Below are 14452 nucleotides of genomic sequence, written 5' to 3'. Positions count from 1 at the left end.
GAGGAAAAGTTTGATATGTCATACTTAAGTCATAATGAAAGACGCCGGATGATTCTTGAAACAGCTGTAAAAGTCGCTTTTGCAGATGGGCTAACCGCAATGACTGTGAGAAGAATTGCGCAAGAGGCGCAGATAGCCCTGGGCCAGATTCATCGTCACTTTTCTTCTGCATCTGAACTCAAAGCGGAAGCATTTTTATTATCTGTGACAGATTCCCTGGCGCTGCTTAAAAAATCCGGTTGCCAGGAAAATGCAGGAACTCTGGAAATGATAGGTTGGTGCCTTTTCACAAAAAACATTGAAGAGGTTCGTCACTACAGCCAGTTATGGAAGGAAGCGGAAGTGCTTTCGTATCACGATGAAGTTATGCTGAACGCACTAAGGAAAGCTATTAAGGAATGGCATGCTACGTTGGTAGACCTTCTTGAAACGGGTACTAAAAATGGTGAATTTAAAACTCTTCGGCCAATCAAATCGGTAGCATGGGATTGTATTGCTTACTCATGCGGACTGGACGGGGTGCTGGGGCTTCAGTTCGAAGAATTTGGCGATAACGAGTATGAAATGCATACAAATGCATTCTTAAAAAGTCAATTAGTGATTATTCATGAATAACCCTTGAGTTTTATCTTCAACGTAGGTTTATTCTAAAGATTTTTAGTTAAATATTTTTATGGCAAGGTATCATGGTTATAAATAGAAAGTCCCTCATTAATCCAGCGCTGACCGCGTTTATTCTCAATGGATTATTGATAACTACAGCTCAGGCTGATGAGTTTTCATTGGGTTTAACAGGAAGCTGGTCTTCTAAAATTTACAAAGGCGTTAATGAGAATAAAAATAATCTTTTATTCCCTAATATAGAATATGAAACGGGTCGATTCTGGTTTCATGGACTGAGTACAGGATATGATTTTTTCAAAACGCCCTCAGACCAAATGGCAATATTAGGTTACTATCTGCCACTTTCTTATAAGGCAACAGATAGCCACTCCTCGCAAATGCGTAAACTTAACGATCGTCGCAGCAGCATAATGACGGGTGTAAGTTATACGCATCAATCTGATGAATGGGGCATATTTGAAACCGTTTTGGCTGCTGATGCTCTGAATAACAGTAATGGATACAACTTTAGTCAAACATGGAGCTATCCCATTCAGCTGGGTATGTTCAATTTGTTACCTGCTGTAGGTGTTAACTGGAGCGATCGTAAATTTAACCGCTACTATTACGGTATTAGTTCAGATGAAGCTGCAAGAAGTGGGAACACTAAATATACGCCCGGGGATAGCTGGGCACCTTTTGCTGAATTCAATATTATTTATAGCTTGACAGAGCAATGGAATATCTATGGTGGTTCCCGGTATACTTTCATTCCCAACGAAGTAAGCAAAAGCCCAATGGTTGCAAAAGATTCCCTGTTAACATTTTGGACAGGGTTCTCGTATACTTTTTAAAATGACAGCCGGGGCTACCCGGCTAACTTTTAGTGAAATTTATAAAAACAAACACAGAAACTGGGTTAAGTAAATAATATCTTAGTATTTATAACACAATATTTTTATTAGCTTTTAATTATGCGGTGCCGTACACGTATTGCACACTTTACATCATCAAGTTGTAACAGTGTTTGGTATTAAACTAACTAAACATGATGGTTTTGAGATGCTTCAGATAAATGGAAGCTGCATGATTTTCCTGGCATTACTTTAACAAAAGATTATGTTCCAAACATAAGGGGCAATGCAAGTGGGGGCAGCCCCATATCTAAATTAATCTTTAAAAATGCGTGAGGTGATTGAAAGTATAAAATCCTTTCTGTTACACTGAGTCCAATAAAGCACAACAACGTTTTAATAAAAACACTCGCTTCCTTATTTTTTAGCAAATCTCTTTTAGCTTAACTAATGAGCATTCAAATGTTTAAAAGAAGTTTATACGGCTGGAATACTTGCACACCTGAAGTTTATGCTAATTTCTACTATAAATTCGGCGGTAGTGTCTGCGTTCACCCACGCGTTCTCAATTATCTAAGGGCGACACTGGGTATTGAAATAAATTATTATAATAGACACAATGCTGCATATTGCACCTTCAATGATTCTCTGGTGTATCATAATCCCAAAATTCCTTTTATTTTTGATGATTTGCTTTTTCCAGTTGCTCCTGGCAGCAAAGTATTTATGCCACATAAAACTAAACGGCTCTCTCCGCTTGCACAGCATAGCTACCATAACGGTATATACTCAGATCTTTTAAAGCACAAAATTGCTTACGTAAAAGAGGATTTCTCAAAAACAACTGTGCGTAAGCGAAACGCTGAGATAAGAAAAATTAAAGAATCAGGGGGAGAATTTAAAAGCATTTCTGGTTTCTCTGCAAAAGCGCTTAGTCAGATTTATTGTGAGCTTTTTAACTTGCGCTGGAATGGTAAAATAAAGTGCTTTGATGAAACGCTTCTGGAAGATGTTTTTAAAGAACTAAACGATCTACTGTTTGGCAACGTCTTGCTTATAAATAACCAGCCAGCTGCTTATGATCTTATTTATCGTGCAGAATCATCCACTTGGTTATATTTTGATGATATAAATGGTGGGGTGGATCCTAACTTTATGAACGTAGGAGCAGGAACGGCGCTTTTGTGGCAAAATATTACAGAAGCAAAAATGTCAGGTTCCCATTCTAAGATCCCGACTATTTTCTCGCTGGGAATATATTTAAAAGGCTGGGAATATAAGAAACAATGGTGCGACATTCTTTCGTCAGGTCGCATAATAATTTAAAAAATAAAAACATAATTAATGCATTACCTTTTGAGTGCTTCAGCGTCCTGTCAGGATTGAGTCTTTGATGAATGCTGGCAAAACAGTGCAACCTATACTTCATGCGGCCTGCCATTATTGCTGTTATTATCACCAGGGTTTTCTTGCGAATATAAACTCGCTGACTGGAAAACTGAATTCCTCGACGGGTGTTAAAGATAGAGCCACATGCGGTCGCGCAGATTTTTCAGAAGCAACCAAATCCATTTTTGGGGAATTTTCTACGCCCCCGGTAATAAAAGCACTAATGCCACCAGGGAACGCAGAATGCAATTAACATTATCACGCACTGTCGTTAAACGCGCTTAAAGCTCGTCTGGATTATTACAATTAAGACGATGGCAGCCATCGCGCTGCTGTCGATTGCTCATCATAATTTAGCCCGGCAGGAAGGGTAATTAATTCAATAAGAACACCGAAAGTCGTTATCCCAAACCATGTTTGATTGCCCTTTCCCTCTTCCTGAGCAAAACAGTCCGACGGCCCCTCAAACATTTTTGCACCATTCTCACGCATTCTTTCACCCGCCAGAAGGATATCATCAACATATATTGAAAAATGGTTAATTCCCGGTGTTGCAGGGTTAGCCTGATGATCCTGCGCTGAAGGTGATGTCTGAAAGAGTTCAATATTACAGCCGTTGGCAAGGCGTAACATAGATAAACCCGTTACATTCATTTCGACCGGGAAACCATTCAAAGGATACATATTGTCACCCGTAATCTCTTTACCGGGGAAGTCTGGTGGAACAAGGCGATAAAGCACTACCGCATTAAATGCATTAACAAAAAAATTCTCTGCTTGCTTAAGATCACTAACGGTAATACCAATATGTTCAATACCACGTACTATCATTTTTCCTCCCTAATTTTTAAAGCGATTTTATAAATCTTAAAATAATCCTGGCATAATTTTGACGTTTGTCACGCCGAGGCCATTTGGACTGATAGTTTTCAGGCAAGGCTAATGAGATATTTTCGCCGGATGGTGCTGAAAGCCGTACAGAATAGAGCGCCATTATCAGCATAAAAATTATACGATTCTTTTATAGGCTGCATGATGGCATCCTCTGATAACCCAGTGATAGCTTTCAGGCGTTCGCTGATGCAGCCTAAGGCTGTCAGCTTATATTTCTTCACCTGAAGGAGATAAATTTAAATCGCCTATTTCCCTGCCTTCCCGCCTTTTATTCAGGGTCCTGCACCGATTAACATTGACCGTTTCTTAAGGCTACGTTTGGCTAAAGCGCTCAAAAAATCTGTTGTGAGTGTGTTTCTCCAGCGCATGGTGCTACTCCCTCTTCACCCGCAACCCACAGGCTGCACCTTTATTTCTCTTCAGGTTTTCGCAAAGGGTGAAACGGCCTTAAGTTAACCTCTGGCTTTGGCCTTTCTGGCTCCTGTAACCGGTGGACGCAGTAAACCTCAGCCATCCGCGCTTCGGTCATGCCAAAAAATTCTGTCTTATGCCGTAAGTGCATAAAGAAAGACGAATTTGGACTTTAAGAAAAATCGGAAGCAGCCTACTTTAGCGATACAAAATACACATACTTTCTTAACGTTACAGGGATCTCATATGACCAAAAAACTGCTGTCCTTCGTCATCATGACGCTGCTCTCTGCCACCAGCTATGCCGCAACGCCGCCGGATACGCTGGTCGTGGCGCAAGGCCTGGACGATATCGTCAGTCTGGATCCGGCAGAGGCCAATGAGCTCTCCAGTATTCAGACCGTACCGAGCCTGTATGAGCGCCTGGTGCAGCCGGATCGTGAGAACCCTGAAAAGATTAACCCGGTGCTGGCCGAGAGCTGGCAGGCTGATGCCGCCGCGAAAACGCTGACTATCAAACTCAAAAGCGATGCCAGATTTGCCTCCGGCAACCCGCTGCGCGCCGATGATGTGATTTTCTCCTACACCCGTGCGGTGACGATGAACAAATCACCGGCATTTATCCTCAACGTCCTGGGATGGGAAGCCAGTAACATCGCCAGCCAGTTGAAGAAAGTGGATGAGCATACCGTGCAGCTTCACTGGACGGCAGACGTCAGCCCTGCGGTGGCCCTCAACATTCTTTCTACCCCGATTGCCTCAATCGTGGATGAGAAACTGGTCAGCGCCAATGTGAAAGCGAACGACTTCGGCAACGCCTGGCTTAAGCTGCATTCCGCAGGCAGTGGCGCGTTTAAAATGCGCGTGTACCAGCCACATCAGGCCATTGTGCTTGACGCGAACCCGACCTCTCCGGGCGGTGCACCGAAAGTGAAGAACATTATTATTAAGAACGTGCCGGACCCTGCCTCGCGTCGTCTGCTGATTGAACAGGGTGATGCGGATATCGCCCGTGACCTGGGGGCGGATCAGATTAGCGCCCTGACGGGTAAAAAAGGCATTGAAGTGCTGAGTATTCCCTCTGCTGAACAGAACTATCTGGTGTTTAACGCCGGTAACAATGCCAATCCGCTACTCAGTAACCCGGCGTTCTGGGAAGCCTCGCGCTGGCTGGTGGATTACGAGGGCATTACCAAAAACCTTCTGAAAGGTCAGTACTTTGTACACCAGAGCTTCCTGCCGGTGGGGCTGCCGGGTGCGCTGGAAGACAATCCGTTCAAATTTGATCCAGCCAAAGCGAAAGAGATTCTGGCTAAAGCGGGAATTAAAGATGCTCACTTCACGCTGGACGTTGAGAACAAGCCTCCGTTCATTACTATTGCCCAGTCCATGCAGGCGAGCTTTGCTCAGGGCGGCGTAAAAGTGGATCTGCTGCCGGCTGCCGGTAGCCAGGTTTATGCCCGCGTTCGCGCCAAACAGCACCAGGCCGCGATTCGTCTGTGGATCCCGGACTATTTTGACGCGCACTCCAACGCCAGCGCATTTGCCTATAACGATGGCAAATCCAGCACCGTTGCCGGACTGAACGGCTGGCAGATCCCGGAACTGAGTAAAGCCACGCTGGCCGCCGTCGCCGAGCCGGATGCGGCGAAGCGCTTGAGTCTTTACAAAGACATGCAGCAGGAACTGCAGCACAATTCACCGTACGTGTTTGTGGATCAGGGTAAAACCCAGATCGTGGTACGAGACAACGTGAAGGGCTACCAGCAGGGTCTGAATGCGGATATGGTGTGGTATGACCGCGTAACGAAGTAATGCTTATTATGCCCCTCAGCCTGCCCCTCTCCCCCACGCGAGAGGGGGCAGTACAAAGCACGTTGTACCTGTTTACCCGCTTAAGACAAAGGTGCGGGATGAGGGGCAGTTTTCCAGACAGCTGCTATCAATGAGTTATTCATGTCCGCTATTTCACCCAGCGTGATCCGCGTCGTACAGGCGCTGCTCACTCTCGCCCTGACCCTTTTTGGCCTGTTGCTGGTCACTTTTTCGCTGTCCGCTTTCTCTCCCGTTGACCGGGTGCTGCAGATAGTCGGCGATCACGCCAGCCAGTCCACCTACGACCAGGTTCGCCACCAGCTTGGGCTCGATCAGCCCCTGCCCGTGCAGTTCTGGCACTATCTGCTCGCTCTTTTCCACGGTGATTTAGGCACCGCCAGCGCCACCGGGCAGCCGGTATTACAGGATTTACTCTCTGCCTTTCCGGCCACCCTTGAGCTGGCGACCCTGGCGCTTATTGTGGGCACAGTGTTCGGCGTGGTTGCCGGCGTATTATGTGCACGTTTTGCCGGTTCACCCTGGGATCTGGCGGTGCGTACCTTTACGCTGCTGGGTAATTCTGTCCCTATTTTCTGGCTTGGCCTGCTGATGCTGGCGCTGTTTTATGCCCGTTTGCAGTGGAGTGCAGGACCGGGCCGTCTGGATGATATTTATCAGTACACGGTGACGCCGCAAACCGGCTTTGCGTTAATCGATACCTGGCTTTCCGGCGATCCTGCCGCCTTCAAAAATGCTATCAGTCATCTGATCCTGCCAGTGCTGCTGCTGGCCTATTACTCTCTTGCCAGCATCACGCGCCTTACCCGCTCGGCATGCCTGGGGGAGATGAATAAAGAGTACATTCTGCTGGCCCGCGCTAAAGGTGCCGGGGAGATGACCATTCTGCTGCGCCATGTGCTGCCGAATATTCGCGGCACCTTGCTGACGGTGGTGGCGCTGGCCTACACCGGGATGCTCGAAGGGGCAGTGTTGACGGAGACCGTCTTCTCCTGGCCTGGCATTGGCCGCTACCTCACGACCGCCCTCTTTGCCGGAGACACAACCGCGATTATGGGCGGTACGCTGGTGATTGGCGTGTGCTTTGTGTTGATCAATAACCTGACCGACCTGCTGGTACGGTTAACCGACCCGAGGGTGCACTGATGCCGACGTCTCTCTTTTTGCGCCGTCTGCGCCGCTCCCCTGCCGCCGTGACAGGGTTGCTGATTGTCATGCTGTTTTTGCTGCTGGCGCTTTTTGCTCCGTGGCTGGCACCACTTGATCCGAACTGGCAGGATGCCGCCTCGCGCCTGCAGGCCCCGAATGCCGAACACTGGCTCGGGACAGACAGCTACGGGCGGGACCTGCTTTCCCGACTGATTTATGGCACCCGCCCGGCGCTGGGTCTGGTGGCGCTGGTCACGGTCATTACGCTTCCCGCAGGGTTACTGATGGGTATTTTGTCCGGTTATTACGGCGGCTGGCTGGAGCGTATATTAATGCGCTTTACCGATGTGGTGATGTCGATGCCGCGCCTGATTCTGGCGTTTGCTTTTGTGGCGATGCTCGGACCGGGACTGGTGAATGGTGCGCTGGCGTTGGCTCTCACCACCTGGCCTGCCTATGCACGCCAGGCACGCAGTGAGATCCAGCGCCTGCGGCACAGTGATTATCTGGCGGCAGCGGAAATGATGGGTATCCGGGGAATCCGACTGTTAACAGGACACATTCTGCCGCTCTGCTTACCCTCTGCTATCGTGCGCCTGGCGCTCGACCTGGCGGGCATTATTCTCGCCGCCGCCGGCCTGGGTTTCCTGGGGCTCGGTGCCCGCCCGCCAATGGCGGAATGGGGGGCGATGATAGCTGATGGCATGCAGGTCATCTTTGACCAGTGGTGGATTGCCGCAGCCCCCGGCGCCCTTATCCTTATCGCAAGCCTTGCCTTTAACCTGCTGGGCGATGGCCTGCGGGACGTACTGGAGCCACACCATGACTGAGACACGCGTTCAGGTATCGGGGCTGAACATAGATTATCCCGGTGCCAGGGTGGTAAAAAACCTGAGCTTAACCCTGGGTAACGAGCGTCTGGCGCTGGTGGGCGAATCCGGTTCCGGGAAATCCATGACCGCCCGCGCCCTGATGGGGCTGGTGCGCCAGCCTGGAAAAGTCAGTGCAACAGAACTTAATGTGCTGGGTAAGGATCTGCGCACCCTGTCTGCGAAAGGCTGGCGCAGTCTGCGCGGCAATGGGGTGGCAATGGTGTTGCAGGATCCCCGCTACGCGCTCAACCCGGTCAAATCCGTCCTGTCGCAGCTGGATGAAGCCCTGACGTTGCATCAGCGGCTCAACCGCGCGCAACGGCTGGAGAAAATTCATGCGGTTTTGCAGGCGGTGGAACTGCCTGCTGACGTACTGCAACGCTACCCCGGTCAGCTCTCCGGCGGCATGGGCCAGCGCGTGATGATTGCCATCGCGCTGATTAACGATCCTAAAGTGCTGATTGCCGATGAACCCACTTCTGCGCTGGACGCCAGGCTGCGTAACCAGATCCTGGAACTGCTGGTCGCCCAGTGCGAACAGCGGCAAATGGCGATGTTGCTGATAAGCCACGACCTGCCGCTGGTGGCGGAGCACTGTCACCGCGTGATGGTAATGTACCAGGGCGAGTGTGTGGATGCGATGGCGGCCTCTGATTTGCCTCATGCCACCCACCCTTATACCCGTACCCTCTGGACCTGCCGCCCTGATGCGCGCACCTTTGGTCAGATGCTACCTACCCTCGATCGCGCTTTGTCCTTTAGTGAGGTTAATCATGGCAGTCGTTGATATTCGCGGCCTGAAGGTGAGCTTCGGTGAAAAAACCGTGGTTTCGGACGCCAGTTTTGCCGTCGAAAAAGGGGAAACCTTTAGTCTTATCGGCGCCTCCGGCTGCGGTAAATCCACTCTGCTGCGGGTGCTGGCAGGCTTACAGCGGGAGTGGCAGGGTGAGGTGTCGCTGTTTGGTCGCCCGATAAAAGCGCAAACCCGTTTTCAGGGAAACCTGCGGCGCAATGTGCAGATGGTATTTCAGGATCCCTATGCGTCTTTGCACCCCAATCACACCCTCTATCGCACCCTTGCTGAACCATTAAAAATTCATGGTGAGCAGGCGATTGAGCAAAAGGTAACAACGGCGCTGGAACAGGTCGGGCTACCGGCAGATGCGGCGCGGCGTTTCCCACATCAGCTCTCCGGTGGTCAGCGCCAGCGTGTCGCCATTGCCCGTGCGCTGTTGCTGCATCCGCAGATCCTGCTGCTCGACGAACCAACCTCGGCGCTGGATATGTCGGTGCAGGCGGAAATCCTTAATCTGCTCAACCGCCTGAAGGCCACGCACGGAATGAGCTATCTGTTGGTGAGCCACGATGCCGATGTGATTGCCCATATGTCCGATCGCGCAGCGTTTATGGCAAATGGCCGCATTGAACGCTTTTTTGACCGGGCAGCCATGACGCGTGGTGAGCACCGGATGGGGTAAGTGCTGGCGCGCGAGAAGGTTGTTAGCGCCAAAGGACGTCTGATACCACATCGCCCTCCCCCGCACTTTGCAGGGCAAGGGCGATAAAAGGTGCAGGCGAAATTAGAATTGAGGTTTGGTCGCTTTTTGCTGCGCCATATATTCAGTGGCAGCGTTTTGCCAGGCAGGATCAAATAATCTCAACGAGGTACTGCCAACCGTCAGTTGAGCGGTATTGGTTTCACAACCCATACCTGACGTAGGCAACGGTTTTTCACACCATACCGGATTCATTCCACCACTTGAAATTGGGCCATATTTTGCGATGGCGGCCTCTTTCATCGCCTTCTCATTTTCTTTAGTCCAGGGGATCTCATAGGTAATGAGGTAAGCGGCCATGGGGTTAGCTTTGTTGTAGGGGATACGCGGTTGAAAATTCACCTGCATTCTTGTGCCATTATTTTCATACACAAGGTGCTGAATCTGCGGGCTACCTGTAATAATGGTAGCGTACTGATTTTTCATGGACTCAGAGGCTCTGATTTTATCTGCTGAGACACCGAAATTTTTTTGCATTGCCGCGCGAGCTTCTTCAACACTCATTCCGGTCTTTACGCCAGCGACATCGAAAGATTTGACGTCAACAGAACGAACGGGCGGCGCAGAATAGGCGGGAGCAACAAGCCAGGGCAGAGCGATTAAAAGAGCGGGTGACAAAGCAAATAAATTCTTTTTCATCTTCTTTCCTTTGAGATTGATTTCATCGTTCATCTTTATCATTAAAAGTGTGGAAACCCTTCCACAACTTGAAATAATGTTAAATAAGTTAACATATATAATTGAATGTATAAAGACGTGGGCTGGAAGCTCAATTCTGTTAACGCTTACCCACCAGCCGTAGCGCTGATATGCCCCGGTTTTAGCGACGCTTCTCGCTCTCTTGTTGTGACCTGAGCTTCACTAATACCTGATGAAATTCACCGACTGTAAGATCCCGGGTCGTCGGATGCGGGATGCCGCGTACCCATTCAAAAAAATAGCTAATGCCGAGCAGATCCAGACCCTCACTAGTAAAGAGGTACTCATTTTCTTTCATTGAAAAAAGCGTCCTTAAATTATGCTCATCCGTCTCAAAACAGACGCCAAAAAATTTCTCTGCCTCCTGTAAAAGCTCCACACCATCATCACCGCAAATATGGAGATCTTTCTCAATATACGCATTTGCATCAATAGGTTGTTTTCGCAGCCCTGCATACTCACGGATAAAGCTGATAACCTCTGGAAGCGTTGGACTCATCGCTATGTCTCGCCATTAAAGAGAGGTTGAGCATAGCCACAAGCCTGGACAGGATCCAGTCAGCGAATAGCATCAGAGCTACCCTGACCCGCTTCCACGCCAGGCTCTACACGCGGGACGCCACCGCCAGTTAAGGTATGCCCCTTACTCCACCAGAGCGCTAAACTGCCCCAGCACCCGGTCAAAAATAGCCAACCCTTTTTGTACTTCGGCGGCGTTCATGGTGCAGGGCGGTACCACATGAATGCGGTTTTCCACCACGAAAGGCAGCAGACCTGCGTTGATGAGTGCGTTTTTTATCGCCCCCATGTCAGCGGCGGCAACCGGGGTTTTGTTGCCCCGGTGCGTCACCAGCTCAAGCGCCTGGAACATACCGCGTCCACGCACTTCACCAATGACAGGATGTCTGGCGGCCAGCGCTTCCAGCCCGGAACGCAACACGCCATTACCTATGGTTGCCGCGTTCTCCACCACGTTTTCCTCTTTCATTGCATCCAGGGTAGCAACAATCGCCGACATCGCCAGGGGGTGACCGGAATAGGTCAGGCCGCCCGCAAAGAAGTGGTCGTCAAACCAGTGGGCGATTTTTTCTGAGATGATCACCCCACCTGCGGGAACATATCCGGAATTCACGCCCTTAGCAAAGGTGATGAGGTCCGGCACAATGCCATCCTGCTCGAAGGCGAACCAGCTTCCGGTACGCCCAAAACCGGCCATTACTTCATCAAGAATAAGCAGGATGCCAAACTCATCGGCCAGCGCTCGTACCCCCTGCATATAGCCTGCCGGCGGCACCAGGATCCCGGCAGTACCCGGCACCGACTCCAGCAAAATGGCGGCCACGGCGTTCGGTCCTTCGCACTCAATCATCCGGCGCAGATGTGCCAGCGCACGCTGACACTCCTCTTCTTCAGTAGTGGCATTAAATTCGCTGCGGTAGAGATAGGGGTTAAAGAAGTGCACATGCCCTCGGGCATATTCGTTCGGAATGCGGCGTGCGTCGCCGGTCGCCACAATGGCGCTACCGGTGTTGCCGTGGTAGGAGCGGTAGGCCGAAAAAATCTTGTCACGCCCGGTATAGATGCGCGCCATACGCATGGCGTTTTCGTTGGCATCCGCGCCTGCGTTTGTGAAGAACACTTTGCTAAAGCCCGCCGGAGCCAGGTCGACAATGCGTTTTGCCGCTTCGCCGCGCGCCAGATTTGCCGTTGCCGGTGCAATCGTGGTCAGTGCTTCCAGTTGCGCTTTCATGGCGGCCAGCACGCGCGGATGCTGGTAGCCGATATTCACATTGACCAGCTGGCTACTGAAATCCAGATAGATGTTGCCCTCATAATCCCAGAGCTCACAGCCTTGTGCCCCGGCAATCACCAGGGGATTGAGGTTGCCCTGCATGGACCACGAATGGAAAACGTATGCGCGGTCCAGTTGACGTACCTCATCATTGGTTATCGCCATTTCTCGCTGAAGTGCCAGTTTCATGCCTTGCTCCTCTCATACCGTTGTGGAAGATTCATCATGCGGCGCACCCTTCTCAGGCGGGTAGAGCCAGTCTGGTTAGTGGCTTGTGACACGGGTGTCACATCCCCGCTGACTAACTGGCTCTGTATGCCCCTCACGCGCGTTTTTATAGTGAGAACGAAACCCGAACAGGAGCTTGCAATGACGAAGGTAAACAAAGTGGTCTTTATTACTGGCGCAACATCCGGGTTCGGCGCAGCTGCCGCCCATGTGTTTGCTGACGCGGGATGGTCTTTGGTGCTGAGTGGGCGTCGCCTGTCGCGCCTGGAAGCGCTACGAGAGTCGCTTCAGGGGCGCGTGCCCGTTCATATCATCGAACTTGATGTGCGCGATAACGCTGCCGTAAAGCAGGCCGTTGCCGCCCTGCCCGCGGAATTTGCTGACATCACCACGCTGATTAACAATGCCGGGTTAGCGCTGGCACCGCAGCCTGCACAACAGGTCGCGCTGGAAGACTGGCAGACGATGATTGACACCAACGTGACGGGGCTTGTGAATGTGACACATGCCCTGCTGCCGACGCTCATCCGACACGGTGCTGGTGCCAGCATCATTAATATCGGCTCCATTGCCGGGCAGTGGCCCTATCCGGGCAGCCACGTCTACGGCGCAACCAAAGCCTTTGTGAAGCAGTTCAGCTACAACCTGCGTTGTGATTTGTTAGGCACGGGCGTGCGCGTGACGGATCTGGCGCCAGGGATTGCGGAGACAGAATTCACGCTGGTACGTACCAAAGGAGACCAGACGGCATCCGATAATTTGTACCGTGGCACCACGCCCCTGACCGCGCAGGATATCGCCGGGCAGATGTTTTATATCGCCACGCTGCCGGACCATATGAATATCAACCGTGTGGAGGTAATGCCGGTGCGTCAGGCCTGGCAGCCGTTTGCGATTGACAGGGATTGATGTTTTCCCCTCACCCTGGCCCTCTCCCCAAAGGGGCGAGGGAACCGTTCGAGCGGTTTGCAGACTTAGCACCCACCTTCAGAAAGCAAGCTGGACCAGTCTTTCTCCCTCTCCCCTGGGGGCGAGGAGACCGTTCGAGCGGTTTTTCACTATTTTTACCCCTCACAATTTACAGCGATAACACGGCGTCATGAGAATAAAACCGTCACCGCGATGACCAGGTCCGGCTGAAAATCGGCGACGCGTATCCGTAAGGCCGGGGCGCCGCGCAGGGATGCGCGGCGAGGGCGGCTTTACAGGGAGGTTTCCTCCGCCCGCCCCCGGTAAGCCTGAAGGATTAAGCGTCGTGGACCGCGAAGCGGCGATTTTCTTAGCCGGGAGCCCGGGTCGCCAGGGTGGTGGCGGTGAACCACCCTGGCACGTTCACGGGTTCTGGCGTGACAGAGAAGCAAGGAACATAAGGTGAACGGAACGACCCTCAGAGCCGCATGTTCCCCTCACCCTGCCCCTCTCCCCAAAGGGGCGAGGAGCCGTTCGAGTGGTTTGCAGACTTAGCACCTGCCTTCAAAAAGCAAGCTGGACCAGTCTTTCTCCCTCTCCCCAAAGGGGCGAGGAGACCGTTCGAGCGGTTTTTCACTRTTTTTACCCCTCACAATTTACAGCGATAACACGGCGTCATGAGAATAAAACCGTCACCGCGATGACCAGGTCCGGCTGAAAATCGRCGACGCGTATCCGCAAGGCCGGGGCGCCGYGCAGGGATGCGCGGCGAGGGCGGCTTTACAGGGAGGTTTCCTCCGCCCGCCCCCGATAAGCCTGAAGGATGAAGCGTCGTGAACCGCGCAGCGGCGATTTTCTTAGCCGGGAGCCCGGGTCGCCAGGGTGGTGGCGGTGAACCACCCTGGCACGTTCACGGGTTCTGGAGCGACAGAGAAACAAGGAACATAAGGTGAACGGAATGACCCTCAGAGCCGCATGTTCCCCTCACCCTGCCCCTCTCCCCAAAGGGGCGAGGGAACCGTTCGAGCGGTTTGCAGACTTAGCACCTGCCTTCAAAAAGCAAGCTGGACCAGTCTTTCTCCCTCTCCCCTGGGGGCGAGGGAACCGTTCGAGTGGTTTGCAGACTTAGCACCCACCTTCAAAAAATCAGCTGGGCTAGCCTTTCTCCCTCTCCCTAAAGGGGCGAGGAGCCATTCGAGTGGTTTTTCACTGTTTTTACCCCTCACAATTTACAGCGATAACACGGCGTCATGAGAATAAAAC

General features: G+C 51.4%; 13 protein-coding genes. 9 read left to right on the top strand and 4 right to left on the bottom strand.

Features of this window, described 5'->3' with window-relative positions; genetic code table 11:
• Positions 1-15 precede the first annotated feature (15 nt).
• The 3 genes from KXR87_RS18125 (at position 16) to KXR87_RS18115 (ending at position 2783) form a co-directional block, all read left to right on the top strand.
• Positions 16-615: a TetR family transcriptional regulator gene (locus tag KXR87_RS18125; protein ID WP_437433605.1), complete on the top strand. Its 600-nt coding sequence runs from the start codon at positions 16-18 to the stop codon at positions 613-615.
• A gap of 71 nt (positions 616-686) precedes the next feature.
• Positions 687-1457, top strand: a complete 771-nt coding sequence (locus tag KXR87_RS18120; protein ID WP_437433604.1) for a MipA/OmpV family protein — start codon at positions 687-689, stop codon at positions 1455-1457.
• Between the two features lie 462 nt (positions 1458-1919).
• Positions 1920-2783 (top strand): transcriptional regulator, encoded by an 864-nt coding sequence (locus KXR87_RS18115; RefSeq protein WP_437433603.1) that lies wholly within the window; start codon positions 1920-1922, stop codon positions 2781-2783.
• A gap of 369 nt (positions 2784-3152) precedes the next feature.
• On the opposite strand, the gene KXR87_RS18110 is transcribed toward KXR87_RS18115, so the two are convergent.
• Positions 3153-3677 carry a VOC family protein gene (locus KXR87_RS18110; RefSeq protein ID WP_437433602.1) on the bottom strand — a complete coding sequence of 175 codons (525 nt, stop codon included), beginning with the start codon at positions 3675-3677 and terminating at the stop codon, positions 3153-3155.
• Positions 3678-4397: 720 nt separating this feature from the next.
• Here KXR87_RS18110 and KXR87_RS18105 point away from each other — a divergent pair.
• From KXR87_RS18105 to KXR87_RS18085, 5 genes are all read left to right on the top strand, one after another.
• Positions 4398-5966 (top strand): ABC transporter substrate-binding protein, encoded by a 1569-nt coding sequence (locus KXR87_RS18105; protein ID WP_437433601.1) that lies wholly within the window; start codon positions 4398-4400, stop codon positions 5964-5966.
• A 141-nt stretch (positions 5967-6107) separates the two neighbouring features.
• Positions 6108-7130 carry an ABC transporter permease gene (locus tag KXR87_RS18100; RefSeq protein ID WP_437433600.1) on the top strand — a complete coding sequence of 341 codons (1023 nt, stop codon included), beginning with the start codon at positions 6108-6110 and terminating at the stop codon, positions 7128-7130.
• The gene (locus KXR87_RS18095) at positions 7130-7963 is read left to right on the top strand and encodes an ABC transporter permease (RefSeq protein WP_437433599.1); all 834 of its coding nucleotides are present in this window, start codon (positions 7130-7132) and stop codon (positions 7961-7963) included. Before KXR87_RS18100 ends, KXR87_RS18095 begins: the two co-directional genes overlap by 1 nt.
• Positions 7956-8792, top strand: coding sequence for an ABC transporter ATP-binding protein (locus KXR87_RS18090; protein ID WP_437433598.1), 837 nt, complete (start codon positions 7956-7958; stop codon positions 8790-8792). The genes KXR87_RS18095 and KXR87_RS18090 overlap by 8 nt, the downstream gene beginning before the upstream one ends.
• A complete protein-coding gene (locus tag KXR87_RS18085; protein WP_437433597.1) occupies positions 8779-9483 on the top strand; it encodes an ABC transporter ATP-binding protein in 705 nt (234 codons plus the stop codon). The genes KXR87_RS18090 and KXR87_RS18085 overlap by 14 nt, the downstream gene beginning before the upstream one ends.
• 102 nt (positions 9484-9585) lie before the next feature.
• On the opposite strand, the gene KXR87_RS18080 is transcribed toward KXR87_RS18085, so the two are convergent.
• The 3 genes from KXR87_RS18080 to KXR87_RS18070 form a co-directional block, all read right to left on the bottom strand.
• Complete coding sequence (locus tag KXR87_RS18080; RefSeq protein ID WP_437433596.1) at positions 9586-10233, bottom strand: hypothetical protein; 648 nt, start codon at positions 10231-10233, stop codon at positions 9586-9588.
• A gap of 148 nt (positions 10234-10381) precedes the next feature.
• A complete protein-coding gene (locus tag KXR87_RS18075; protein ID WP_437433595.1) occupies positions 10382-10759 on the bottom strand; it encodes a hypothetical protein in 378 nt (125 codons plus the stop codon).
• Between the two features lie 144 nt (positions 10760-10903).
• Positions 10904-12241: an aspartate aminotransferase family protein gene (locus tag KXR87_RS18070; RefSeq protein WP_437433594.1), complete on the bottom strand. Its 1338-nt coding sequence runs from the start codon at positions 12239-12241 to the stop codon at positions 10904-10906.
• Between the two features lie 180 nt (positions 12242-12421).
• Between KXR87_RS18070 and KXR87_RS18065 the strand changes: the two genes are divergently transcribed.
• Positions 12422-13189: an SDR family NAD(P)-dependent oxidoreductase gene (locus KXR87_RS18065; protein ID WP_437433593.1), complete on the top strand. Its 768-nt coding sequence runs from the start codon at positions 12422-12424 to the stop codon at positions 13187-13189.
• The last annotated feature ends 1263 nt before the right edge of the window (positions 13190-14452 follow it).

Source organism: Yokenella regensburgei (assembly GCF_051486985.1).
GTDB lineage: Bacteria > Pseudomonadota > Gammaproteobacteria > Enterobacterales > Enterobacteriaceae > CBFFRJ01.
Note: the sequence above shows the minus strand (reverse complement) of the source record. Positions and strands in the feature narration are given on the sequence as shown.

Coding starts and splice junctions, on each gene's coding strand:
- KXR87_RS18075 (WP_437433595.1), bottom strand. CDS start 10,759: ATGAGTCCAACGCTTCCAGAGGTTATCAGCTTTATCCGTGAGTATGCA.
- KXR87_RS18100 (WP_437433600.1), top strand. CDS start 6,108: ATGTCCGCTATTTCACCCAGCGTGATCCGCGTCGTACAGGCGCTGCTC.
- KXR87_RS18090 (WP_437433598.1), top strand. CDS start 7,956: ATGACTGAGACACGCGTTCAGGTATCGGGGCTGAACATAGATTATCCC.
- KXR87_RS18115 (WP_437433603.1), top strand. CDS start 1,920: ATGTTTAAAAGAAGTTTATACGGCTGGAATACTTGCACACCTGAAGTT.
- KXR87_RS18065 (WP_437433593.1), top strand. CDS start 12,422: ATGACGAAGGTAAACAAAGTGGTCTTTATTACTGGCGCAACATCCGGG.
- KXR87_RS18095 (WP_437433599.1), top strand. CDS start 7,130: ATGCCGACGTCTCTCTTTTTGCGCCGTCTGCGCCGCTCCCCTGCCGCC.
- KXR87_RS18125 (WP_437433605.1), top strand. CDS start 16: ATGTCATACTTAAGTCATAATGAAAGACGCCGGATGATTCTTGAAACA.
- KXR87_RS18085 (WP_437433597.1), top strand. CDS start 8,779: ATGGCAGTCGTTGATATTCGCGGCCTGAAGGTGAGCTTCGGTGAAAAA.
- KXR87_RS18110 (WP_437433602.1), bottom strand. CDS start 3,677: ATGATAGTACGTGGTATTGAACATATTGGTATTACCGTTAGTGATCTT.
- KXR87_RS18070 (WP_437433594.1), bottom strand. CDS start 12,241: ATGAAACTGGCACTTCAGCGAGAAATGGCGATAACCAATGATGAGGTA.
- KXR87_RS18080 (WP_437433596.1), bottom strand. CDS start 10,233: ATGAACGATGAAATCAATCTCAAAGGAAAGAAGATGAAAAAGAATTTA.
- KXR87_RS18105 (WP_437433601.1), top strand. CDS start 4,398: ATGACCAAAAAACTGCTGTCCTTCGTCATCATGACGCTGCTCTCTGCC.
- KXR87_RS18120 (WP_437433604.1), top strand. CDS start 687: ATGGTTATAAATAGAAAGTCCCTCATTAATCCAGCGCTGACCGCGTTT.